General features: G+C 68.2%; 25 protein-coding genes. 5 read left to right on the forward strand and 20 right to left on the reverse strand.

The annotated features are described in order from the left end of the window. Positions 1 to 13: 13 nt before the first annotated feature. The 10 genes from rlmN to C8P69_RS14320 form a co-directional block, all read right to left on the reverse strand. Positions 14 to 1291, reverse strand: coding sequence for a dual-specificity RNA methyltransferase RlmN (rlmN, locus tag C8P69_RS14275; protein WP_108178081.1), 1278 nt, complete (start codon positions 1289 to 1291; stop codon positions 14 to 16). A gap of 77 nt (positions 1292 to 1368) precedes the next feature. Further along, positions 1369 to 1923, reverse strand: coding sequence for an invasion associated locus B family protein (locus tag C8P69_RS14280; RefSeq protein WP_108178082.1), 555 nt, complete (start codon positions 1921 to 1923; stop codon positions 1369 to 1371). Next, entirely contained in the window at positions 1920 to 2498 is a 579-nt protein-coding gene (locus C8P69_RS14285; RefSeq protein WP_211353828.1) for an invasion associated locus B family protein, read from the reverse strand. The genes C8P69_RS14280 and C8P69_RS14285 overlap by 4 nt, the downstream gene beginning before the upstream one ends. A 264-nt stretch (positions 2499 to 2762) precedes the next feature. Further along, the gene (gene leuC, locus C8P69_RS14290) at positions 2763 to 4172 is read right to left on the reverse strand and encodes a 3-isopropylmalate dehydratase large subunit (RefSeq protein ID WP_108178083.1); all 1410 of its coding nucleotides are present in this window, start codon (positions 4170 to 4172) and stop codon (positions 2763 to 2765) included. A gap of 67 nt (positions 4173 to 4239) precedes the next feature. Next, positions 4240 to 5466, reverse strand: coding sequence for a serine hydrolase domain-containing protein (locus C8P69_RS14295; RefSeq protein ID WP_108178084.1), 1227 nt, complete (start codon positions 5464 to 5466; stop codon positions 4240 to 4242). After that, positions 5426 to 6343 carry an ornithine carbamoyltransferase gene (gene argF, locus C8P69_RS14300; RefSeq protein ID WP_108178085.1) on the reverse strand — a complete coding sequence of 306 codons (918 nt, stop codon included), beginning with the start codon at positions 6341 to 6343 and terminating at the stop codon, positions 5426 to 5428. The genes C8P69_RS14295 and argF overlap by 41 nt, the downstream gene beginning before the upstream one ends. Continuing rightward, on the reverse strand, positions 6340 to 7536 hold the full coding sequence (locus C8P69_RS14305; RefSeq protein ID WP_108178086.1) for an aspartate aminotransferase family protein: 1197 nt from the start codon (positions 7534 to 7536) through the stop codon (positions 6340 to 6342). Before C8P69_RS14305 ends, argF begins: the two co-directional genes overlap by 4 nt. Positions 7537 to 7702: 166 nt before the next feature. Then, a complete protein-coding gene (arsC, locus tag C8P69_RS14310) occupies positions 7703 to 8107 on the reverse strand; it encodes an arsenate reductase (glutaredoxin) (protein WP_108178087.1) in 405 nt (134 codons plus the stop codon). Further along, on the reverse strand, positions 8104 to 8784 hold the full coding sequence (locus tag C8P69_RS14315; RefSeq protein ID WP_108178088.1) for an aquaporin: 681 nt from the start codon (positions 8782 to 8784) through the stop codon (positions 8104 to 8106). The genes arsC and C8P69_RS14315 overlap by 4 nt, the downstream gene beginning before the upstream one ends. Beyond that, on the reverse strand, positions 8781 to 9134 hold the full coding sequence (locus C8P69_RS14320; RefSeq protein WP_108178089.1) for an ArsR/SmtB family transcription factor: 354 nt from the start codon (positions 9132 to 9134) through the stop codon (positions 8781 to 8783). The genes C8P69_RS14315 and C8P69_RS14320 overlap by 4 nt, the downstream gene beginning before the upstream one ends. A 444-nt stretch (positions 9135 to 9578) precedes the next feature. Between C8P69_RS14320 and C8P69_RS14325 the strand changes: the two genes are divergently transcribed. Beyond that, positions 9579 to 10115, forward strand: coding sequence for a GcrA family cell cycle regulator (locus C8P69_RS14325; protein WP_108178090.1), 537 nt, complete (start codon positions 9579 to 9581; stop codon positions 10113 to 10115). A 92-nt stretch (positions 10116 to 10207) separates the two neighbouring features. Here C8P69_RS14325 and C8P69_RS14330 read toward each other — a convergent pair whose 3' ends face one another. Further along, positions 10208 to 11176 (reverse strand): nickel/cobalt transporter, encoded by a 969-nt coding sequence (locus C8P69_RS14330; protein ID WP_245902042.1) that lies wholly within the window; start codon positions 11174 to 11176, stop codon positions 10208 to 10210. Then, positions 11173 to 11820 (reverse strand): DUF1007 family protein, encoded by a 648-nt coding sequence (locus tag C8P69_RS14335; RefSeq protein ID WP_108178092.1) that lies wholly within the window; start codon positions 11818 to 11820, stop codon positions 11173 to 11175. The genes C8P69_RS14330 and C8P69_RS14335 overlap by 4 nt, the downstream gene beginning before the upstream one ends. A 224-nt stretch (positions 11821 to 12044) precedes the next feature. On the opposite strand from C8P69_RS14335, the gene C8P69_RS14340 reads away from it, so the two are divergent. The 3 genes from C8P69_RS14340 (at position 12045) to C8P69_RS14350 (ending at position 14798) form a co-directional block, all read left to right on the forward strand. Then, on the forward strand, positions 12045 to 13277 hold the full coding sequence (locus C8P69_RS14340) for a M20 family metallo-hydrolase (RefSeq protein WP_108178093.1): 1233 nt from the start codon (positions 12045 to 12047) through the stop codon (positions 13275 to 13277). A 68-nt stretch (positions 13278 to 13345) separates the two neighbouring features. After that, positions 13346 to 14152, forward strand: coding sequence for a 4-hydroxy-tetrahydrodipicolinate reductase (gene dapB / locus C8P69_RS14345; RefSeq protein WP_108178094.1), 807 nt, complete (start codon positions 13346 to 13348; stop codon positions 14150 to 14152). Positions 14153 to 14174: 22 nt separating this feature from the next. After that, positions 14175 to 14798, forward strand: coding sequence for a 2,3-bisphosphoglycerate-dependent phosphoglycerate mutase (locus C8P69_RS14350; protein WP_108178095.1), 624 nt, complete (start codon positions 14175 to 14177; stop codon positions 14796 to 14798). Here C8P69_RS14350 and C8P69_RS14355 read toward each other — a convergent pair. Both C8P69_RS14355 and C8P69_RS14360 read right to left on the reverse strand, forming a co-directional pair. Next, complete coding sequence (locus C8P69_RS14355; RefSeq protein ID WP_108178096.1) at positions 14780 to 15271, reverse strand: nuclear transport factor 2 family protein; 492 nt, start codon at positions 15269 to 15271, stop codon at positions 14780 to 14782. The genes C8P69_RS14350 and C8P69_RS14355 overlap by 19 nt on opposite strands. A gap of 85 nt (positions 15272 to 15356) precedes the next feature. Beyond that, entirely contained in the window at positions 15357 to 16340 is a 984-nt protein-coding gene (locus C8P69_RS14360; protein ID WP_108178097.1) for a phosphoribosylaminoimidazolesuccinocarboxamide synthase, read from the reverse strand. Between the two features lie 150 nt (positions 16341 to 16490). Between C8P69_RS14360 and C8P69_RS14365 the strand changes: the two genes are divergently transcribed. After that, positions 16491 to 17012, forward strand: a complete 522-nt coding sequence (locus C8P69_RS14365) for a DedA family protein (RefSeq protein ID WP_108178098.1) — start codon at positions 16491 to 16493, stop codon at positions 17010 to 17012. Between the two features lie 15 nt (positions 17013 to 17027). Here C8P69_RS14365 and C8P69_RS14370 read toward each other — a convergent pair whose 3' ends face one another. The 6 genes from C8P69_RS14370 to C8P69_RS14395 all read right to left on the reverse strand — a co-directional run bounded on the left by C8P69_RS14370 (position 17028) and on the right by C8P69_RS14395 (position 21147). After that, the gene (locus C8P69_RS14370) at positions 17028 to 17834 is read right to left on the reverse strand and encodes a creatininase family protein (protein ID WP_108178099.1); all 807 of its coding nucleotides are present in this window, start codon (positions 17832 to 17834) and stop codon (positions 17028 to 17030) included. A 12-nt stretch (positions 17835 to 17846) separates the two neighbouring features. Further along, on the reverse strand, positions 17847 to 18242 hold the full coding sequence (locus tag C8P69_RS14375) for a RidA family protein (RefSeq protein WP_108178100.1): 396 nt from the start codon (positions 18240 to 18242) through the stop codon (positions 17847 to 17849). A gap of 11 nt (positions 18243 to 18253) precedes the next feature. Beyond that, positions 18254 to 18718: an Lrp/AsnC family transcriptional regulator gene (locus C8P69_RS14380; protein ID WP_108178101.1), complete on the reverse strand. Its 465-nt coding sequence runs from the start codon at positions 18716 to 18718 to the stop codon at positions 18254 to 18256. Positions 18719 to 18844: 126 nt separating this feature from the next. After that, a complete protein-coding gene (locus C8P69_RS14385; protein ID WP_108178102.1) occupies positions 18845 to 19180 on the reverse strand; it encodes a hypothetical protein in 336 nt (111 codons plus the stop codon). Positions 19181 to 19285: 105 nt separating this feature from the next. Beyond that, positions 19286 to 19882, reverse strand: a complete 597-nt coding sequence (locus tag C8P69_RS14390) for a GNAT family N-acetyltransferase (RefSeq protein ID WP_108178103.1) — start codon at positions 19880 to 19882, stop codon at positions 19286 to 19288. 119 nt (positions 19883 to 20001) lie between these two features. Beyond that, positions 20002 to 21147, reverse strand: coding sequence for a type III PLP-dependent enzyme (locus C8P69_RS14395; protein ID WP_108178104.1), 1146 nt, complete (start codon positions 21145 to 21147; stop codon positions 20002 to 20004). Positions 21148 to 21318: the final 171 nt, after the last annotated feature.

Consider the following 21318-nt stretch of genomic DNA (forward strand, 5'->3'; position numbering starts at 1 on the left):
ACGCCGCGGCAGTTCAGTCGACCATGCTCATGGCGCGGAAGGCGTCCTGCTCGGCCTTGGACATCAGCGCCGCCTTGTCCTTGGCGCGCAGGCGCTCCGTCTCGCTCTTCAGCTGCCCGCAGGCGGCGAGGATGTCGCGGCCGCGCGGCGTGCGCACCGGCGAGGAATAGCCGGCATCGAAGACGACCTCGGAGAAGCGCTCGATCTGCTCCCAGTCCGAGCACTCGTATTTCGAGCCGGGCCAGGGGTTGAACGGGATGAGGTTGATCTTGGCCGGGATACCCTTGAGGAGGCGCACGAGACGCCGGGCATCGTCGACGCTGTCGTTCACGCCTTTGAGCATGACATATTCGAAGGTGATGCGCCGCGCGTTCGAGACGCCGGGATAGGTGCGGCAGGCCTGGAGGAGCTCGGCGATCGGGTACTTGCGGTTCAGCGGCACCAGCTCGTCGCGCAGGCCGTCGGTGACGGCGTGCAGCGAGATGGCGAGCGACACGCCGGTCTCGGCGCCGACCCGGCCGATCTCCGGCACGACGCCCGAGGTCGAGAGCGTGACGCGGCGCTTGGAGAACTGCAGCCCGTCCGGGTCGAGCAGGGTCTTCAGCGCTGCCGTGACGTTGTCGACGTTGTAGAGCGGCTCGCCCATGCCCATGAGCACGATGTTGGTGACGAAGCGCCCGCCATCATCCGGCACGAAGGCGCCCTCGGGCGGCGACTGGTCTGGCCAGTCGCCGAGCCGGTCGCGCGCGACGATCACCTGCGCCACGACTTCCGCCGCGGTGAGGTTGCGCACCAGCTTCTGCGTGCCGGTGTGGCAGAAGGAGCAGGTGAGCGTGCAGCCGACCTGGCTCGAGATGCACAGCGTGCCGCGGTCGCGGGTGGGGATGTAGACGGTCTCGATCTCGTGCCACTTCTCGCCGGCGACGGAGGGCGGAATGCGCATGAGCCACTTGCGGGTGCCGTCCTGCGACACCTGCTCGACAACCACCTCCGGCCGATCGAGCGTGTAGGCCTCGTCGAGCGCGGCGCGCAGGTGCTTGGAGACGTTGGACATCTCCGCGAAGGTCTTGGCGCCGCGCTGGTAGATCCAGCCCCAGAGTTGGGCGACGCGCATCCGCGTCTCGCGGCCCTCGATGCCGATGGCCTCCAGCGCCGCCTTCAGCTCGTCGCGGCCGAGGCCGACCAGCGAGGGCTTCGAGGGAAGGGCGCGCGTCTCCACCGCCGGTGCGGCGGGGGTGGCAGCGGCGGCTTTGGAAGACGGCTTGGCTTTCGAGAGGTCGAGCGTCGGCATTGGGTCTCTGATCCTGGCAAGCGCGGGCCTATAGCACGAAAGGACGGCGCCGGCAGCCTTTCCCGCGCAAGCGCCGGTCAGTTGCTCAAGGCGCCATCGGCGCATTCCCGCCGCGCCTGCGCCAGCGCATCGGCAAATCCGCTGAGGGAATAGATGTCCACCGTGACGCCACCCTCGGCGCGCATAGCATGCACCGTCATATGGGCATTCGCACGCATGGCGTCGATGAGCCGGACCTCGTCGGCGCGGTCACGGATCCAAGCGCCGTCGTCACGCGTGGCGAGATCAAAGGTCTCGGCCCCCAGCTTGGCGATGGCGCCGGCCGGGGCATAGCCAAACTCGGCGGCGAATTCATCGCGCACCTGATCCTGCGGGCGTGTCGTCACGAAGACGAAAGCGCCTTCGGCGGAAACGCCCTTCGGCAGGCGGCGCGGCGTCCCGGCCGCATAGCACTGCTTGCCGCGATCGGTTTCGGCCACGACGACGCTCCACTCGCCATGAATGGCGACGACTGTCGTCACGCCCGTGGGACGGTCGTCGGCCCGGAGCAGGGCCGGCAGCGTGAGGAGACAGAGGCCTGAGAGAAGGCCGGAGCCCAGGGCGCGCGCCAGACGGGCCGCGCCAGGCCTCACCGGCACTCCTGCGCGACGCGGTCCAGCGCCTGGCCGAGGCCGGTCAGCGAATAGGTGTCGGTGGTCACGTTGCCGCGCAGCGAGGTGGAGCGCACGGTCAGCTGCGAGCCGCCGCGCATGGCCTGCACCATGCGGCCCTCTTCCGCCGCGTTCTTGATCCAGGCGCCGTTCTGCTGGGTGTAAAGCGCGAAGCTGGCGCTGCCGATGGTGGCGGTGGCGTCGCCCTTCAGAGGGAAGCCGAGGGTCAGCGAGACCTCGTTGCGGACGTTCTCGCCGGGGCGCGAGGTGAGGAAGAAGAAGGCGGGATCGCGCTGCAGGCCGGCCGGCGCCCGGCTCTTCGGCTGCGAGGCGGCGTAGCAGACCTTGCCGCGCTGGGTCGTCGAGGTGAAGACGCCCCAGTCGCCGAACTGCGCCACGGCCGCGCCCTGCTGCGCCCCGCCGCCGGAGGCGGGCCTGTTGCCCTGCGCCGGCTGGCCCTGCTGGGCCTGCGGGCGCTGCTGCTGCTGCGCCTGGGCATCGACGGCGACCGCGGCCACCGTCAGGGCGAGGAGAGCGAGGTAAGGGGTGGAGCGCATCGCGATACTCGGCTTGAGAGACGGGCGAACGGGAACGGCGGCCCCGCAGACGGCCCTTTAGATGTCGACAATCAGGGTAAACAGCCGGTTAACCCGGAGGGATTTTACCCTCTGGCGACCCCGTCCGCAGACCGATTTTCGACCCCGGGGACGGTAACTTACGGTCAATCCGGGCAAGACTAGGGCGGATCGGCAGCCACACCCGGCTTCAGACGCAAAGAGCGCCCGTCTCCGGGCGCTCTCGGGTCGTGCAGGCACCGGATTTCAGCCCCAGGTGCGGATGTCCACGAAGTGGCCTTCCACCGCCGCCGCCGCCGCCATGATCGGCGAGACGAGGTGGGTGCGGCCCTTGTAGCCCTGGCGGCCCTCGAAATTGCGGTTCGAGGTCGAGGCGCAGCGCTCGCCCGGCTGCAGGCGATCGGGGTTCATGGCGAGGCACATGGAGCAGCCTGCCTCGCGCCACTCGAAACCGGCGGCGAGGAAGATCTTGTCCAGACCCTCCTGCTCGGCCTGCTCCTTCACGAGACCCGAGCCCGGTACGATCATGGCCGAGACGGTCGGGGCGACCTTCTTGTCCTTCACCACGCGGGCGACCTCGCGCAGGTCCTCGATGCGCGAATTGGTGCAGGAGCCGATGAACACCTTGTCCAGGCGGATGTCGGTGATCTTCGTTCCCGGCGTGAGCCCCATGTATTCGAGCGCGCGCCACTTGGAGAGGCGCTTGTTCTCGTCCTGGATGTCGTCCGGGTTCGGCACGGCGCCGGCCACCGAGATGACGTCCTCAGGGCTGGTGCCCCAGGAGACGATCGGCGGCAGGTTGTTGGCGTCGAGCACGACGGTGCGGTCGAAATGGGCGCCCTCCTCGGTGAAGAGCGTTTCCCAGTACTTCTGCGCCATGTCCCAGGCCATGCCCTTGGGCGCCTTCGGCTTGCCCTTGAGATAGGCGTAGGTCTTCTCGTCCGGGGCGATCAGGCCGGCACGGGCGCCGCCCTCGATCGACATGTTGCAGATGGTCATGCGGCCTTCCATCGACAGCGAGCGGATGGCCTCGCCCGCATACTCGATGACCGAGCCGGTGCCGCCGGCCGTGCCGATCTCGCCGATGATGGCGAGGATGATGTCCTTGGCGGTGACGCCGTCCTTCAGCTGCCCGTCGACGCGGACGAGCATGTTCTTCGCCTTCTTCTGGATCAGCGTCTGGGTGGCGAGCACGTGCTCGACCTCAGACGTGCCGATGCCATGGGCGAGAGCGCCGAAAGCGCCGTGGGTCGAGGTGTGGCTGTCGCCGCAGACGATGGTCGTGCCCGGCAGGGTGAAGCCCTGCTCCGGCCCGATGACGTGGACGATGCCCTGGCGGATGTCGGCGGCGTCGTAATACTCGATGCCGAATTCCGCGGCGTTCTGGGCGAGGGCCTCCACCTGGGTGCGGCTCTCCTCGTCCTTGATGCCGAACTTGCGGTCCGGCGTCGTGGCGATGTTGTGGTCGACCACGGCGAGGGTCTTCTGCGGCGCGCGCACCTTGCGGCCGGTGGCGCGCAGGCCCTCGAAGGCCTGCGGGCTCGTCACCTCGTGGACGAGGTGGCGGTCAATGTAGAGAAGGCAGGTGCCATCGTCCTGCGTCTCGACCACATGGTCGTCCCAGATCTTGTCATACAGCGTGCGCGGCGCGGCCATGGCGGACCTCCCGTTCCAAAAAGGTGGCGGGTCTCTTAGCCTTGAATGGTTCTGGAGAGAAGAGGGATCAAGGCGGAGGTACAGCGGGCCTGCCTTGTTGTGCCGTGACGGCAGGCTGAGCCGCCGTGACGATTCGGGCGGCGAGGGACCTCAGCCGCCGGCCGATCGTGTCGTCGTTGTAGGCGCCTGCCGTCATGGCGATGGCGAGGCCGAGATCGGGAGCCAGAAAAAGCCGTTGCCCGCCATTGCCGACCATCGCCGCGAAGGGCACGCGACCGCCGTCGCGCTCGAAGGAGCCGGTCCAGATCTGGTAGCCGTAGCCGCCGCCCCCTTCCGTGCTGATGCGCGGCGTCAGGGCCGTGGCGATCCATGCCGCCGGAATGAGCTGCCGGCCGTCGACTCGCCCGCCGTCCAGCACCAGACGCCCGATCTTCAGGAGGTCGCGAGGGGTCAGCCTGAGCCCCGCAAAGGCGAGATCGCGGCGATGCAGGTCACGCACCCATTCCCACCTCACAATCCCCAGAGGCGCGAAGAGCCGCTCGCGGGCGTAGTCCCGCACAGCCAGCCCCGTCACCTTTTCGATGATCGCCGCGAGGACGGCCGTGCCCCCGCCATTGTAGGCGAAGCGCTCACCGGGGCGCGCCGTCACCGCCCTGTCGAAGACGAAGCGCGGCTGGCTCCATGTCCAATAGAGCCGCGTCTCGTCATTGCGCAGGCTTCCATAGGAGACAGTGCTCTCGTTCCAGTCGAGGCCGCTGCTCATGGTCAGGAGATGCTCGACTGTGATGGCGAGCCGCTCTGGAGTCCTCAGCCTGGCGAGCTCAGGGAAATAGTCGAGGACCGGCTTTTGGGGATCGATGCGTCCTTCGCCCACGGCGATGCCGACGAGCAGCGCAACCACCGTCTTGCTGATCGATCTCATGTCATGGAGGACGGTGGGACCGAAGGCCGTCTCGTGACCGAAAACGCTGTAGATCGAACGGTCCGTGCCCCGTCGATAAAGCTCGGCGACAAGAGCGCCGTTGCGCATCACGACGAGGGCGTGAAGGGGCTCGGCAATGCTGGCCTCGGCCATGAGGGCACAGAGCGCTGCCTCGTCAAACCCGGTTTTGCCGCTGTCGGCGATCTGCCAACCGTCGTCGCGCTGGACAGGCGGCGCGCAGGCCAGAGATCCCGCCGCGGCGGGCCACCCGGCCAGGAGAAAGAGCAGAAGGCCCAGCACCGCGCGGGTGATGCCGGGCCGTCGCATCAGCTCACACCCCGAAGCACCAGGCGAGCACGCCCTTCTGCGCATGCAGGCGGTTCTCGGCCTCGTCGAAGACCACGGACTGCGGGCCGTCCATGACCTCGTCGGTGACCTCCTCGCCGCGATGGGCGGGCAGGCAATGCATGAAGATGGCGTCGGAATTGGCCGCGCTCATCAGCTGCTTGTTGACCTGGTAGGCCTTGAGCAGGTTGTGGCGACGCCCGGCATCCTCGTCGCCCATCGACACCCAGCAATCCGTGACGACGCAATCCGCCCGCTCCACCGCCTGGTAGGGGTCGGAGGTCCAGGAGATGTCGGCGCCCTCGCGCTGGGCGAGCGCGATGATCTCGCGGCGCGGCGCCAGTTCCTCGGGGGTGGCGATGTTCAGCTTGAAGCCGAAGCGCGGCGCCGCCTGGATCCAGGAGGCCAGCACATTGTTGGTGTCGCCGGCCCAGGCCACCGTCTTGCCGCGGATCGAGCCCTTCTTCTCCTCGAAGGTCATGATGTCGGCCATGATCTGGCAGGGATGCGACAGCTTGGTGAGGCCGTTGATGACCGGCACGGTCGCCGCTTCCGCCAGCTCGCGCACGGCATTGTGGTCGAGCATGCGGATCATGATCGCGTCGACATAGCGCGAGAGGACCTTCGCCGTGTCGGAGATGGTCTCGCCGCGGCCGAGCTGCATCTCGGCGCCGGTGAGCATGATCGTCTCGCCGCCAAGCTCGCGCATGCCGACGTCGAAGGAGACGCGGGTGCGGGTCGAGGGGCGCTCGAAGATCATGGCCAGCACCTTGCCGGCGAGCGGCTTGCCGGCCTCAGGGGTCCGGCGGACGCGCTTCAGCGCGCCCGCCTTGTCCAGAATGGCCTTCAGATCGGCCCCGCCGAAATCGGCGAGGTCGATGAAATGACGCGGCGAATGGGTCACTCGGCCGCTCCCTTGACGAGGCTGGCCTCGAGACCCTTGGCGGCGCGCTCCAGCATACCCACGGCCGTGTCGATCTCCTCGTCGGAGACGACGAGCGGCGGGATGAGGCGGATGACATTGTCGCCGGCCGGCACCACGAGAAGCCCCTCGCGGCGGGCGGCGGCGGTCACGTCGCCGTTCGGCAGCACGCATTTCAGGCCGGTGAGCAGGCCGAAGCCGCGCACCTCCTCGAAGACCTTCGGATGCTGGTCGACGAGGCCGGCGAGCTTCTGTTTGAAGACCAGCGCCTTGCGCTGCACCTCCTCGAGGAAGCCGGGGGCGAGCACCACGTCCAGCACGGCATTGCCGACGGCGGCCGCCAGCGGATTGCCGCCGAAGGTCGTGCCATGGGTGCCGGGCGTGAACACGGCGGCGCATTTCTCCACCGCCAGCACGGCGCCCATGGGGAAGCCGCCGCCAATGCCCTTGGCGATCGCCATGATGTCCGGCGAGACGCCCGCCCATTCATGGGCGAAGAGCTTGCCGGTGCGGCCGACGCCGGTCTGCACCTCGTCGAAGATCAGGAGCAGGCCGTGCTTGTCGCAGAGCTCGCGCAGGTAGCGCAGCTCCTCGGTCGGCACGGTGCGCAGGCCGCCCTCGCCCTGGATCGGCTCGATCAGCAGCGCCGCGGTGTCCGGCCCGATCGTCGCCTCCAGCGCCTTGCGGTCGCCGAAGGGCACCTGGTCGAAGCCCTCGACCTTTGGGCCGAAGCCCTCCAGGTACTTCTTCTGGCCACCGGCGGCGATGGTCGCCAGCGTACGGCCGTGGAAGGCGCCCTCGAAGGTGATGATGCGGTAGCGGTTCTCCTCGCCGCGCACGGCGTGGTACTTGCGCGCCATCTTGATGGCGCCCTCGTTGGCTTCCGCGCCCGAATTGCAGAACAGCACGCTGTCCGCGAAGGTCGCCTCGGTCAGGCGCTTGGCCAGCTTCTCCGCCGCCGGCACATTGTGCAGGTTGGAGACGTGCCAGAGCTTCTGCGCCTGCTCGGTGAGAGCGGCCACCAGATGCGGATGGGAATGGCCGAGCGCGTTCACCGCGATGCCCGCGCCGAAATCGAGGACTCGTCGCCCGTCCGCCGTCACCAGCCAGCAGCCCTCGCCCCGCTCAAAGGCGAGTTCGGTCCGTGCATAGTTCGGCATCAGCGGCGTGATCACTTCGACCTCCCGTCGAAACTCCAAGACAAACAGACAAACTGGAGAGACCAGAAAAAAACGGCCGCCCCGAAGGGCGGCGCGCGCAAATTCTATGCTGGCGACACCGGGAAAAGTCAAGATTGCCGCAGGGTTTGTCGTGCTGCAGCGCAGCGTTGCCGGCTCGCAATCAGGGCGCCTTTCCCACGACCTCCCCATCCTCCTTGGTGAAGGAGGCCGGCGGCGCATCGAGAAGGTCGAGGACCAGTTCCGAGGGCCTGCACAGCCGCGTGCCCTTCGGCGTTTCGACGATGGGCCGGTTGATGAGGATGGGATGCGCCATCATCGCATCAATGAGCTGGGCATCGGTGAGCGCGAGGTCGGCGAGGCCGAGCTCGGCATAGGGCGTGCCCTTCTCGCGCAGGAGTTCCCGCGGCGTGATGCCCATCGCGGCGATCAGCGCCTCAAGCCGCTCCCGGCTCGGCGGCGTCTTGAGATACTCGACCACGGTCGGCTCGACGCCGCTCGCCTGGATCATGGCGAGCGTGTTGCGGGAGGTGCCGCAGGCGGGATTGTGGAAGATGGTCACGGTCATGGGGCGGCCTTGTCGGCAGTGTTGGCGAAGAGCCAGCGGGCGAGGAGCAGCGCCAGCAGGGCGCCGATACATTCGGCGGCGATGAAGGCCGGCACGTCGAGCGGACGGATGCCGGAGAAGGTCGGCGTGAAGGCGCGGGCGATGGCCACCGCCGGATTGGCGAAGGAGGTCGAAGCGGTGAACCAGTAGGCGGCGGTGATGGTGAGGCCGACGAGCCAGGGTATCGCCGCCGGCGCGCTCCTCAAGCCCCCGAGTATGACGGTGACGAGCAGGAAGGCGGCGACGACCTCGGCGAACCATTGCGGCGGCCCGGTCCTGACCTTCGCCGAGGCGGCGAGCGGCGCGAGGTCGAACATGAGATGCGCCAGCACCGTGCCGAGAATGCCGCCGGCGACCTGCGCCGCCACGTAAAGCAGGGCATCGCGGCGGGCGAGGTCGCCGCGCAGCGCGAAGACCAGCGTCACGGCCGGGTTGAAATGCGCGCCCGAGATCGGCCCGAGGATGGTGATGAGCACCACGAGGATGGCTCCGGTCGGCAACGTGTTGCCGAGCAGCGCCAGCGCCGTATCGCGGGTGAGGCTCTCCGCCATGATGCCTGAGCCGACGACGGTGGCGACGAGCAGCGCGGTGCCGAGACCTTCGGAGGCAAGGCGGCGGGACAGGTCGGGCGCGGTCATGGCGATGCCGGCTCGCAGCAGGAGGGGCGAGACAGTTCGGCCACCAGCGGTGTGCAGAGTTCGGGGCGCCCGCCGCAGCAATCGTTGACGAGATAGAGCGTCATCGCCCGGAAGCGCGCGAGATCGGCGCGGTAGACGATGGTGCGGCCCTGTCGCTCGGCGCGCACCAGACCGGCCCGCGACAGCACCGCGAGGTGGGCGGACATGGTGTTCTGCATCACGGCCAGGGCACGCCCCACCTCGCCGGCGGCAAGGCCCTCCGGCTCGTGGGCGACGAGCAGGCGGAAGGTGGCCAGCCGGGTCGGCTGGGCCAGGGCGGCAAGGCTGGCGATGGCGTCGTTCTCATCCATATATCGAGAATGATCGATATTTCGTGACAGGTCGATGACGTGACGGGAGGCGGGATGAGGCCAACCGACCCCTCAGGTCCGGCTATCCGGCGATTCCGGGCGGGATTCCGCGGATTCCCGCACAACAGAGCTGGGGAGAGTGACTCAAAAACAACACCCGTTTTAAGGCCTTGGTAAGACTCATGCATCCGGAGCCGGGAAAGCGGTTTGGCCCTGTGGACGGCCTCTCAGGCGGCTCAACCGCTTGGGGAAAAACGCAGGGAGATTCGCCGGACTCTTGATGCCGATTCAATCGATAGCGTAGTGTCCGGCCGTCGGCATACGACATCTCGTGCGGCGGACCTTAGTGACAAGGGTATCGGCAGTGCAGCGGCGCCTCTCCCGGGGCGACGAGCGCTATGCGATTCCGCGGGGCCCGTCGCCTCGCCCAGGAGGAAACAGGACATGCAGCAGTTGCAGTGGACCGACGAACGGGTCGAGCTCCTGAAGAAGCTCTGGAATGACGGCCTGAGCGCCAGCCAGATCGCCAACGAGCTGGGACAGGTCACCCGCAACGCCGTCATCGGCAAGGTCCATCGCCTCGGCCTGTCCGGCCGCGCCAAGGCCCCCTCCTCCGCCGCCCCGCGGGCCCGCAAGCCGGCGCGCTCCGCGCCCTCGGCCCCGCCGCGGCCCTCCATGCCGGCATCGCGCTCGAACCTCGCCTTCAAGCCGCGCCCGGCCGCCGAGATCATGCCCGAGGTGGAGGTCGCTCCCCTGCCGGCCATCGACAATGTCGTGCCCATGGGCGAGCGCTGCACCATCATGGAGCTGAAGGAATATTCCTGCCGCTGGCCGATCGGCGAGCCTGGCAAGGACGACTTCCGCTATTGCGGCGCCCGCTCCTCCACCGGCCTTCCCTATTGCGCCTACCATTCCCGCATCGCCTACCAGCCGGTTGCCGACCGCCGTCGCGACCGCAAGCAGGCCGCGGGCGGGCGCTGATCCCACCAGGCGGCGGGCCTGAGACAACGACAACAAAAGCTCTGAAGACCGACATGCCCCCTCCTCGCGAGGGGGTTTTCTTTTGTCCGGCGTCAGAAGGGCATGGCGCCTTCGGTGACGAGATAGCCGGTGAGCAGGCCGGCGCCGAAGAGGATGACGAGCACGGCGGCGCCAACCTCGACGCCGCTGAGCAGCACGGTCGTGGCGCCCGGACGCGCCGAAGCGAGCCGGACGGCGAGGCTCTTCGCCCCCGAGGCGAGCGCGGCAATGGCCGCCACGGTGATCGCCGTGCCCACCGCCATGGCGAAGGTCGCGGCGATGCCCGCCTGGATGATGCCCTGCGACAGCGCGAAGACGAGGACGAGGATGGCCCCCGTGCAGGGCCTGAGGCCGACCGTCACGATGATGGCCAGCGCCTCGCGCCAAGAATGGATGCGCGCCACCTGCTCGGCGGCGGGAAGATGGACGCAATTGTCGTCGCAGCCGACGCCCGCCACCGGCTGGGCCTGACGCCAGGCCCTGAACCGGACGAGGAAGGCGCGGCCCTTCTGCCAGAGCAGGCGCAAGCCGATCAGGACGATCAGCCCATAGCCGACGAGCTCCACGATGTTGACCACCTGGCGCATGGTCCGCGCCGTGGTGCCGAGAATGGCCGCGAGCAGGCCGACAAGGGCGATGGCAGTCAGCGCCTGGACGAGCGAGGACAGGGCGGCGAGCGTCACACCGCGCCGCACCGTCTCGCCGGTGGCGACGATGTAGGAGGAGATCACCGCCTTGCCGTGGCCGGGACCGGCGGCATGGAACACGCCATAGAGGAACGACAGGCTGACCAGCGTCCAGAAGGCGCCGGCATTGCCGGCCCGGATGGCGCGCACCGTGGCGGAAAGCTGGCGATAGAACTGCACCTGCTGCTCGATGATCCAGCCGGTGATGCCGGTCGGCGCCGGCGGGCGCGGGCCGAAGGCCGGCGGCGGCGCCTGCGCCAGCACCGGCGCGACCACGACGAGGACGGCCGTGGCGGCGAGCGCCACCAGCAGGGCATCGCGACGACCGAGCCTCACGGGCAGGTCACCGTGAAGGTCGCCGCGAATTGCTGGCCGAAATTGGCGTTGGTGTTGAGCGCCTGGAAGAAGCTCTCGGAGAGGCTTCCGACCGCGGCATTGCCGGTCTTCGGCGGCGTGAAATCGAGCTTGCAGCCCTGGGGGGCGGCGACGAGGCGCATGGGCTCGCCATCGGCGGGCGTGAAGGCGACGAAATAGTCGGGATCATAGACCTGCAGCGTCACCGGCTTGCTCTCGGCCGCGAAGGGCGTCGCCACCGGCACGGTGAAGTGCAGACGCAGCTTGCCGCCGACCACCTCCGACCAGGCATCGCGCACCGGGCCGAAGGACACGAAGCGCCGCTCGTGGCGCAGGACGGTGAAGAACTTCTGCTGGCCGAGATGCTCGACATTCACCTGCGTGAGCTCGGCGAGTTCCTCGCGGCTGAACGTGCCGTCACGATCCTTGTCGAGCCCCTGGGTCGCGAAGGTCGAGTACATCTCATCGAAGGTCCAGGCATGGACGAGGCCGGTGACGCGGCCGTTCTCGAAGACCACCTGCGTCTCGGTCTCGACCATCACATGCGGATGCGCCGCGGCAGGCCGGCCGCCGAGGAGGACGACCAGCACGCCCAGGAAAGCGGCAAGGAGACGGAATGGCGGCACGGCGGACCCTGTGGCTCGGTGGACCTTCTTGAGGCCGCGAAGACGGCCAAGATATGGCGGAGATCATGGTTAACGAAGCGTTGACGATGCCGCAGGAGGCAGCGCCGTCGCGCCTCGCCTGATCCTTTTCCCGCGCCGATGTGCAGTGCGCCTCTGTGGCTTGTGCGACGGCCCGGCCGGTGGAAAGGTCCGCCCACCCCGCGAGAGCCATGCCGAGGATGCCCATGCGCGCCAACCTGACCATCGACAGCCGCCGCCTCTGGGACATGCTCATGGATACAGCGCAGGTCGGCGGCACGCCGAAGGGCGGCATCCGCCGCCTGTCGCTCACCGACGAGGACCGCCGCATCCGCGACTGGTTCCGCGCCGAGTGCGAGGCGCTCGGCTGCTCGGTCCACATCGACACCGCCGGCAACATGGTGGCGATCCGCCCGGGCAAGGACAATTCCCGCAAGCCGATTGCCATGGGCAGCCATCTCGACACCCAGCCGACGGGCGGCAAGTTCGACGGCATCCTGGGCGTGCTCGGGGGCCTCGAGGTGCTGAAGACGCTGCATCAGGCCGGCTACGAGACCACCTCGCCGCTTGCCCTCGTCAACTGGACCAACGAGGAGGGCGCGCGCTTCTCGCCCTCCATGGTGGGCTCGGCCGTCTATGCCGGCGTCTACAGCCAGGCCCAGATGGACGCCGTCCAGGACAAGGACGGCATCACCCAGGGGCAAGCGCTGGAGGGCATCGGCTATCGCGGCACGGTGAAGCCCGGCGACCTCACCTTCCAGGCCTATTTCGAGCTGCATATCGAGCAGGGCCCGATCCTCGAGGAGGAGGCCAAGACCATCGGCATCGTCACCGGCATCCAGGCAATCAAGTGGTTCACCTGCACCATCACCGGTCGCGAGAGCCATGCCGGCACGACGCCCATGGCCTATCGCCGCGACTCGCTCGCCGCCTTCGCCGAGGCCGCGACCGAGATCCGCCGCATCGCCATCGACCATGACGGCCTTGCCACCATCGGCATCGTCAATGCTTTCCCCGGCTCGCCCAACATCATTCCCGGCGAAATGCGCTTCACCCTCGACCTGCGTCACCACAAGGACGAGGTGCTGAAGACCATGGTGTCGAAGGCGCGCATCGCCATTGCCGAGGCGGCGACCCGCCATGACGCGGCCTACGAGGTCGCGCCGCTGCAGGACAGCCCGGCCCAGCCCTTCGACGCCACCTGCATCGCCATGGTGAAGGCGGCCGCCGAGAAGCTCGGTCTGCCCGCCCGCGAGATCACCTCCGGCGCCGGCCACGACGCCATGTACACGGCGCGTGTCTGCCCCACGACGATGATCTTCGTGCCCTGCGCCGGCGGCCTCAGCCACAACGAGGCGGAGAGCGCCACCCAGGCGGATTGCGGCCATGGCGCGCAGGTGCTGCTGGAGGCGGTCCTCGCCTATGACGATCGCGGCTGAGCCGCTGCTTTCCATCGCCGCCGCGGACTGGTAGAGGGCGCCCGACTGCCTGAAGGGAGCGCCCGCCCATGTCCGACATGCGGATCGTCGTCGCCGGAGCCGCCGGCCATATGGGCCGCGTGCTCGTGCGCCTGGTGCAGCAGACCAACGGCATGGTGCTGACAGGCGCGACCGAGCCCGCCGGCCACGCAGCGCTCGGCGAGGATGCCGGCCTCCTCGCCGGTGCCGGCCGCGCCGACGTGGCGGTGACGGCCGATGCCGAGGCTGCCATCGCCGCGGCCGACGCGATCCTCGACCTCACCGTGCCGAAGGCCTCCGTCGCCATCGCCGGCATGGCCGCCCGCCACGGCAAGATCCACATCTGCGGCACGACCGGCTTCACTGACGAGGAGACCGCCGCCATTGCCGCGGCGGCGGCGAAGGCGACCATCGTCAAGTCGGGCAATTTCTCGCTCGGCGTGAACCTGCTGGCCGCGCTGGTGCAGCGGGCCGCCGAAGCGCTCGACGAGGATTTCGACATCGAGATCGTCGAGATGCACCACAACCGCAAGGTCGATGCCCCCTCCGGCACGGCGCTGATGTTCGGCGAGGCCGCCGCCCGCGGCCGCAAGGTCGATCTCGCGGCAGCGCGCGACAGCGGCCGCGACGGCCAGACCGGCGCCCGCACCCGCGGCGACATCGGCTTCGCGGCGCTCCGCGGCGGCACGGTGGTCGGCGACCATTCGGTGATCTTCGCCGGCCCGAGCGAGCGGGTGGTGTTCAGCCACTATGCCGAGGACCGCACCCTCTTCGCCCGCGGCGTGCTGAAGGCAGCGCTCTGGGCCCGCGGCCGCCCTGCCGGCCTCTATTCCATGGCCGACGTGCTCGGCCTCTGACCTGCCCGAAGGAACTGCGACCATGACCGAACGGCTTCTCGTCCTCTCGCGCCACGGCGAGAGCGAGTGGAACCTGAAGAACCTCTTCACCGGCTGGAAAGACCCCGGCCTGACGGAGAAGGGCGTCGAGGAAGCGAAGGCCGGCGGTCGCCGCCTCAAGGCCCTCGGCATCTCCTTCGACGTCGCCTTCACCTCGGCGCTGTCGCGCGCCCAGCGCACCTGCGAGCTGATGCTGAACGAGATCGGCCAGCCGAACCTCGAGACCATCCGCGACTGGCGCCTCAACGAGCGCGACTATGGCGATCTCTCCGGCCTCAACAAGGCCGAGACGGCGGCGAAATACGGTGACGAGCAGGTGCACATCTGGCGCCGCTCCTACGACGTCCCGCCGCCGGGCGGCGAGAGCCTCAAGGACACGGTGGCCCGCGTGCTGCCCTATTATGTCGAGACCATCCTGCCCCGCGTCATGCGCGGCGAGCGCGTCTTCGTCGCAGCCCACGGCAATTCGCTGCGGGCGCTGATCATGGTGCTCGACCATCTCGACGACAAGACGATCCCGACGCTGGAGCTGAAGACCGGCGTGCCGCTCGTCTACCGGCTGAACGCCGACACCACCGTTGCCAGCCGTCAGGTCCTCGACGCCTGAGCCTTCGGCGGAACGGCGTCGTCGAAGACGCCATCGGGGGGCGCAACCTGCGCCCTCCCGCTCACCAGGGCCATGGTGGCGGTGTCGTAGAAGCCCTTGATGCTGCGGGCGAGGCCATCGCGGAAGGTGATGAGGTCGCAGCGCTCGCTGTCGATGACCCGGCCATTGGCGCGGAAGACCAGTGACGAGTGCCAGTGCACGACGGCGTCGTCGTCCTTGACGATCATCTTCTCGATCAGGAAGTCCCGCACCTCGAAGACGCTGTGGAACAGCTCCAGCGCGTCACGGATACCGGCATGTCCGACCCTGAGGCCGGAATGCGGGTTCAGCGCGGGGTTGCCCATGAGCATGAGCTCGCAGTCATCCGCGACGAGCGACGAGAGAATCGACGCGTCGCCACGCCCCCAGGCGGCATAGGCGACCTTGAGCTTGTGCTCGAGGCTCAATTCCTCTGTCACCAGATGCAAGGCCATGCGCTGCGCATCGTCCCCGGGGGAGAACCATCAATCCGCGACGGATCGCGGTCAGATCAGAGATGTAGAATAACCTGCCGCGTCATCATCGTGAAGCGGCGATATAGGGTAACAGGTTGCGGCGGATGCGCTCGATGACTGTCGCTCCCTCGTCGCGAAGCACGAAGGGGCGTCCGGTGATCGTCTCGTAGGCCTCGATATAGACGGCCGCGGTTGCGACGATCACGTCGCGCGGGATCTCCGGAATGGCGTCCTTGTAGGGGTCGCAGCGCGCCACCACCCAGTTGCGCACGAAATCCTTGTCGAAGCTGTCGGGCTTCTCGCCGGCTGCGAAGCGGGAGGGATAGGTATCCGCGCGCCAGTAGCGGCTCGAATCCGGCGTGTGGATCTCGTCGGCCAGGATGATGGTGCCGTCGCGGTCGGTGCCGAACTCGTATTTGGTGTCGACGAGGATCAGCCCCTGCTTGGCCGCCAGTTCCTGGCCGCGGGCGAACAGGGCGAAGGCGTAGTCCGACAGGACCTTCCACTGCTCCGGTGTCACCAGCTTCTGCTCGAGGATCTGCTCCGGCGACAGCGGCTCGTCATGGCCGCCATCGAAGGCCTTGGAGGTCGGCGTGATGATGGGATGCGGCAGGCGCTGGTTGTCCCTCAGGCCGTCGGGCAGCGTGACGCCGTACATCTGCCGCTGCCCCTTCTTGTAGAGGGTCAGGACCGAGGTGCCGGTCGTCCCGGCGAGATAGTCCCGCACGACGATTTCGACGGGCAGGATGTCCAGGCGCTTGCCGACCACGACGTTCGGATCGGGATAGGCGATGACATGGTTGGGGCAGATGTCCGCCGTCTGCTCGAACCAGTAGCGCGCCGTCTGGGTCAGCACTTCGCCCTTGAAGGGAATGGCGGCGAGGATGCGGTCGAAGGCGCTGATCCGGTCGCTGGCGATGATGACGCGGCTGCCGTCGGCCAGGTCGTAATTGTCGCGCACCTTGCCGCGATAATGGTTCGGCAGTCCCGGGATGGTGGCATCGCCCAGCACGCGGTCCGCGAGCGCCGTCAGCCTGTCGAGATCCATGGTCATCGTCCCCGGTGGTGCGACCTGCATAGACCCGCGGGCCCCTGCCGTCGACGCCCCGCGACGATTGTCCACCGTGCGCGCGCTTGACCCATGGGGCGGGATCGTCTTGGGTCCGTCACCATCTCCCCCAAGCGAGCCGGCGAACCCATGGAAGCCTACGTCACGCCCGTGATCGAGTTCGTCAAGGCCAACCAGGCCTGGGCTCCCGCCATCATCTTCGCGCTCTGCTTCGCCGAGTCGCTGGCGGTCCTGTCGCTGGTCGTGCCGGCCTGGGCGATGATCGTCGCCTTCGGCCCGCTGATCGGCTCGGCCGGCATTCCCTTCTGGCCGATCCTCGTCGCCGCCGCCCTCGGGGCGACGCTCGGCGATGCCGTCTCCTACTGGTTCGGCTATGTCTTCAAGGACAAGATCGGCAAGATATGGCCGCTGTCGAAGCACCCGGACATGCTGCCCAAGGGCCATGCCTTCTTCGAGAAATGGGGCGTCTGGGCCATCTTCATCGGCCGCTTCTCCGGTCCCCTCCGCGCCTCGGTGCCGCTGGTCGCGGGCATGCTGGCCATGTCGCAGTGGAAGTTCCAGATCGCCAACATCCTGTCGGCCTTCATCTGGGCGGGTGCGCTGCTGGCGCCGGGCAGCATGTTCGCCAATTACCTGACCAAATTGCACTGATCGCGCGGGGCCGGGTCAGGCCAGCGTCGCCGTCCCAAGCAGGCCGGCCGGGAAGGCGTGGATGTCCTGCAGCAGCTCGACGAAGGCGCGCGCGGTGAACTCCGTCTGCTCGCGCCCGCTCGCCGGGGTCGCCGCCGCGGCATTGCCAATGGCGCCCGAGGCCGACAGGTCCTCGGTCATCCAGCCGAAGGAGACGCGTTGCGTCGCGCGCAGGTGCTTGTAGCGCTGCTCCATCAGCACCGCGGCGGAGGTGAAGTCGCGCGCCTTCGCCATGTGAACGAGGTCACGGCGAAAGTGCAGCATCTGCGAGGTCTCGATCTCGCCGCCATGGATGCCGTGGGTGGTCTCGGCCTCGGAGAAGAGCCCCGCCGGTGATCCCAGCCGGTGCCAGGAGCACTGGACCACGAACAGGCCGAACCGGCGGCGCAGATCCCGCGCCACGATCTCCATGGTCGCGACATTGCCGCCATGGGAATTGGCAAGGACGAGCTTGCGGACGCCCGCCCGGGCAATGCTCTCGCCGATCTCGGTGAGCAGGCGGATCTGCGTCTCGGCCGAGATGGTGATGGTGCCGGGAAAGGCGACATGTTCGTCGGACTTGCCCATCCAGACGGTGGGCAGGAAGGTGACGGGCAGGTCCTTCGGCAGGATGGCGCGCACCGCCGCGACATTGCCCTCGGCGATGACCGTGTCGACGGCGACCGCCAGATGCGGACCATGCTGCTCGATCGCGGCGATGGGCAGGACCGCGATCCACGACGCGGTATCGCCGGCGCGGAACTCCTCCGTGGTCATCTCGGCCCAGAGTTGCCGCGGCGCCATGAGGGCCTCCCGTCAGCCGGCCTTGGCCGCCACCACCTCGACCTCGACCTTGAACTCGGGCTTGGTGAAGCCGGAGACGATCATCAGCGTCGAGGCAGGCGGCGGGCTCGTCACGTGCCGGTCGCGCGAGGCCATGTAGCCGGCCATATGGGCGCGGTCGGTGACGAAGGCGTTAATGCGGACGATGTCGGACATGTCCATGCCGGCGGCGCGCAGCATGTGGCCGATGGCGGCGAAGCAGAGATCCGCCTGCGCCTCGGCGCTCTCCGGGATCGTGCCATCGGCGGCAAGGCCGAGCTGGCCCGAGCAGAAGAGCATCCGCGTGCCCGCCGGGACCACGACCGCATGCGAATATTTCGCGAAGGGCGCCGGCATTTCCGGCGGGGTGAGCTTCTCCAGCCCGCTCATGGCAGGGCCACTCATGGCTTGCCCGCCTGGATCGGCAGCGCCGTGGTCTGCTTGATCCGCTCCATGGCGAAGCGCGAGGTGACGTTCTTCAGCGGCATCTGGGCGATGAGGCGCTTGTAGAAGGCGTCATAGGCGTCCATGTCGGCGACGACCACGCGGAGCATGTAGTCGACGTCGCCGGCCATCCGGTAGAATTCCATCACCTCCGGCATGGCCGAGACGACCTCGGCGAAGCGGGCGAGCCAGCCTTCGGAATGGTCGGCGGTCTCGATCGAGACGAAGACCGTCAGGCCGAGGCCGAGCTTCTTGGGATCCAGCAGGGCGACACGGCCCTTGATGATGCCTTCCGCCTCGAGCTTCTGGATGCGCTTCCAGGCCGGCGTCGTCGACAGGCCGGAACGCGAGGCCACTTCCGCAATCGAAAGCGACGCGTCCTGCTGCAGCACCGAGAGAATGCGGCGGTCGGTATCATCCATCCCTGGACATCCCTTCGTTGGGGGATTGGTGGGAGCAAGGATTACCGTCTCCTTCGCCTCAAGGCGAGGGAGTCCAATGTCCCATGCGCGTTATGCGGGAAGGATTGTCCAGACGCAATCGGGGGATCAGTTGCCGGCGTAGAAGGCCGCCGGCCAGGGCCAGTTCACCATGTTGGCCGGGCCGCCCCAGAAGCGGTCGGGGCCGATGCGGCTGCCGCGCATCGAGGTCGACATGGCCACCGGATCGCCATTGGCGAAGGTGTTGCCGTAGATGATGTCCGGACGGGCGCTGAGGCGGTCGCCGGGGAAGGAGACCTTCGGCGTCACCAGCCAGCTCGGGCGCGACACGCGAACCTCGGGCACGCCACGGCGGCGTTGCTGGGCCTCAGCCTGGAACGTGGCGGCCTCGACCGCGAAGAGCGCGGTGGCGGCGACGAGGCCAAGGGCGAACTGGCGGATCATTGATGTGCTCCCGATGCGTCGCCGAACGATAGACGGCGGCCGCGGTCCGGTCGAGAGCATGACGGTCACACCTTGAGGAAGTGTGACCGCCATGCATCGCTCGCCTCAGGCAGCAATGCGCCAGGCCTGGCCGAGTTCCAGACCCGGCCAGCGGGGCGCCTCGCGGCCCGTCGGGCTGACGAGGCCGCTGGCGCCGTCCAGAGCGCCTTCGGCCAGTTCCAGCCCGAGAAACCGGGACCGCTCCACCGGACCCGGAAGCCAGAGCCGCTCCATCTTCGACGGATCGAAGCCGAAGCGGCGGTAATAGGGCTCGTCGCCGACGAGCACGACGGCGCGATGGCCGGCCTCGCGGGCGCGGCCGATCGCCTCACGCATCAGCAGCGCGCCGATGCCGGCCGAGCGGAGGGAGGTGTCGACCGCGAGCGGACCCAGCATCAGGCCGGGGCGATTCGCGCCGAGGCTGACGTTCCACAGGCGCACGGTGCCGACGAGCGTGTCGCCCATCAGGGCGACGAGGGCGAGCCCATCCGCCGGCAGGCGGCCTTCGCGCAGCCGCTCGCAGGTCTTGGCGAAGCGCTCCTCGCCGAAAGCGGCGTCGAGCAGCGCCTCGCGGGCCGCGATGTGACGGACCTGCTCCTCGCCGACAACGACGGGGCCAGGACGGGCGGACGCATGGTCCTTCAGGGAGACGTGCACGGTCATGGCCGCGGTCCTTCTCAGGCGAGAGAGACGACAGCCCTCGTGCCGGGGCATTAGCCCACGGCCGGTCGGGACGCTTTCAGGAGAGTGAAGCCCGCCCGGTCACCCGGGCGGGAGGAGCGTCAGATGCAGACGCTAGCCAGCGGCGCGAAGCCGTTGAAGCCGACCGTGGAATAGGTCGTGGTGTAGGCGCCGGTCGCCTCGATCAGCACCTTGTCGCCGATGGAGAGCGACACGGGCAGGTCGTAGGGCTTCTTCTCGTACATCACGTCGACCGAATCGCAGGTCGGGCCGGCCAGCACGCAAGGAGCGACGGCGTCGCCGTCGCGATCCGTGCGGATCGGATAGCGGATCGCCTCGTCCATGGTCTCGGCGAGGCCATGGAACTTGCCGATGTCGAGATAGACCCAGCGCACCTCGTCCTCGTCCGACTTCTTCGAGATGAGCACGACCTCGGACTCGATGATGCCGGCATTGCCGACCATGCCGCGACCCGGCTCGATGATCGTCTCCGGGATGCGGTTGCCGAAATGCTTGGTCAGCGCCTCGAAGATGGACGCGCCATAGGCTTCCGCCGCCGGAACGTCCTTGAGGTAGCGGGTCGGGAAGCCGCCGCCCATGTTGACCATCTTCAGCTCGATGCCGCGCTCGGCGAGCGTGGCAAAGATCGAGGAAGCGGTCGTCAGGGCCTCGTCCCAGGCGCCCATGTTGGTCTGCTGCGAGCCGACATGGAACGACAGGCCGTAGGCGACGAGGCCGAGCCGGTGGGCGTGCTCGAGGACGCGCGGGGCCATCTCCGCCGCGCAGCCGAACTTGCGGGAGAGCGGCCACTCGGCGCCCTCGCAGTCCTGCAGGAAGCGGCAGAAGACCTTGACGTCCTTGGCGCCGATGGCGGCGGCCTGGCGGGCGATCTTCTCGACCTCGGCCTCGCAATCGACGGCGAAGAGACGCACGCCGTACTGGAGGGCACGGGCGACGTCCTTCTCCTTCTTGATCGTGTTGCCGAAGGAGACGCGGTCGGCGGCGACGCCGGTGGCGAGCGCCTGCTCGATCTCGACCACGGAAGCGCAGTCGAAGCAGGAGCCCATCTCGGCGAGGAGGTTGAGGATCTCCGGCGCCGGATTGGCCTTCACCGCGTAGAACACGCGGGTGTCGGGCAGGGCGCGGGCGAATTTGGTGAAGTTCTCGGCGACGACCTCGAGGTCGACGACGAGGATCGGGCCATCCTCACGGCGGTTGCGGAGGAACTCGCGGATGCGGTCGGTCATTGTAATCCCCCCAAGCCCTCGCTCTCGAGGACCCTCAAAGGGTTGAACCCATGGGCGGCGTTCGCTTTCCGGGTCCGCTGTGGAGACGGAACACCGGTGGCGTCGACCACCCGATGACGTTCGCCGAGACATTGCGATCGAGGCCGGGCTGGACACCCGTCAGCGATAGCG

Origin of the sequence: Phreatobacter oligotrophus, from assembly GCF_003046185.1 — a bacterium.
Lineage (GTDB): Bacteria > Pseudomonadota > Alphaproteobacteria > Rhizobiales > Phreatobacteraceae > Phreatobacter > Phreatobacter oligotrophus.

Coding starts and splice junctions, on each gene's coding strand:
- C8P69_RS14390 (WP_108178103.1), bottom strand. CDS start 19,882: ATGACCGTGCACGTCTCCCTGAAGGACCATGCGTCCGCCCGTCCTGGC.
- C8P69_RS14375 (WP_108178100.1), bottom strand. CDS start 18,242: ATGAGCGGGCTGGAGAAGCTCACCCCGCCGGAAATGCCGGCGCCCTTC.
- C8P69_RS14340 (WP_108178093.1), top strand. CDS start 12,045: ATGCGCGCCAACCTGACCATCGACAGCCGCCGCCTCTGGGACATGCTC.
- rlmN (WP_108178081.1), bottom strand. CDS start 1,291: ATGCCGACGCTCGACCTCTCGAAAGCCAAGCCGTCTTCCAAAGCCGCC.
- C8P69_RS14325 (WP_108178090.1), top strand. CDS start 9,579: ATGCAGCAGTTGCAGTGGACCGACGAACGGGTCGAGCTCCTGAAGAAG.
- C8P69_RS14395 (WP_108178104.1), bottom strand. CDS start 21,147: ATGACCGACCGCATCCGCGAGTTCCTCCGCAACCGCCGTGAGGATGGC.
- C8P69_RS14385 (WP_108178102.1), bottom strand. CDS start 19,180: ATGATCCGCCAGTTCGCCCTTGGCCTCGTCGCCGCCACCGCGCTCTTC.
- dapB (WP_108178094.1), top strand. CDS start 13,346: ATGTCCGACATGCGGATCGTCGTCGCCGGAGCCGCCGGCCATATGGGC.
- C8P69_RS14315 (WP_108178088.1), bottom strand. CDS start 8,784: ATGACCGCGCCCGACCTGTCCCGCCGCCTTGCCTCCGAAGGTCTCGGC.
- C8P69_RS14285 (WP_211353828.1), bottom strand. CDS start 2,498: ATGCGCTCCACCCCTTACCTCGCTCTCCTCGCCCTGACGGTGGCCGCG.
- C8P69_RS14355 (WP_108178096.1), bottom strand. CDS start 15,271: ATGGCCTTGCATCTGGTGACAGAGGAATTGAGCCTCGAGCACAAGCTC.
- C8P69_RS14380 (WP_108178101.1), bottom strand. CDS start 18,718: ATGGATGATACCGACCGCCGCATTCTCTCGGTGCTGCAGCAGGACGCG.
- arsC (WP_108178087.1), bottom strand. CDS start 8,107: ATGACCGTGACCATCTTCCACAATCCCGCCTGCGGCACCTCCCGCAAC.
- C8P69_RS14360 (WP_108178097.1), bottom strand. CDS start 16,340: ATGGATCTCGACAGGCTGACGGCGCTCGCGGACCGCGTGCTGGGCGAT.
- C8P69_RS14350 (WP_108178095.1), top strand. CDS start 14,175: ATGACCGAACGGCTTCTCGTCCTCTCGCGCCACGGCGAGAGCGAGTGG.
- leuC (WP_108178083.1), bottom strand. CDS start 4,172: ATGGCCGCGCCGCGCACGCTGTATGACAAGATCTGGGACGACCATGTG.
- C8P69_RS14295 (WP_108178084.1), bottom strand. CDS start 5,466: ATGCGCAGAAGGGCGTGCTCGCCTGGTGCTTCGGGGTGTGAGCTGATG.
- C8P69_RS14320 (WP_108178089.1), bottom strand. CDS start 9,134: ATGGATGAGAACGACGCCATCGCCAGCCTTGCCGCCCTGGCCCAGCCG.
- C8P69_RS14365 (WP_108178098.1), top strand. CDS start 16,491: ATGGAAGCCTACGTCACGCCCGTGATCGAGTTCGTCAAGGCCAACCAG.
- C8P69_RS14370 (WP_108178099.1), bottom strand. CDS start 17,834: ATGGCGCCGCGGCAACTCTGGGCCGAGATGACCACGGAGGAGTTCCGC.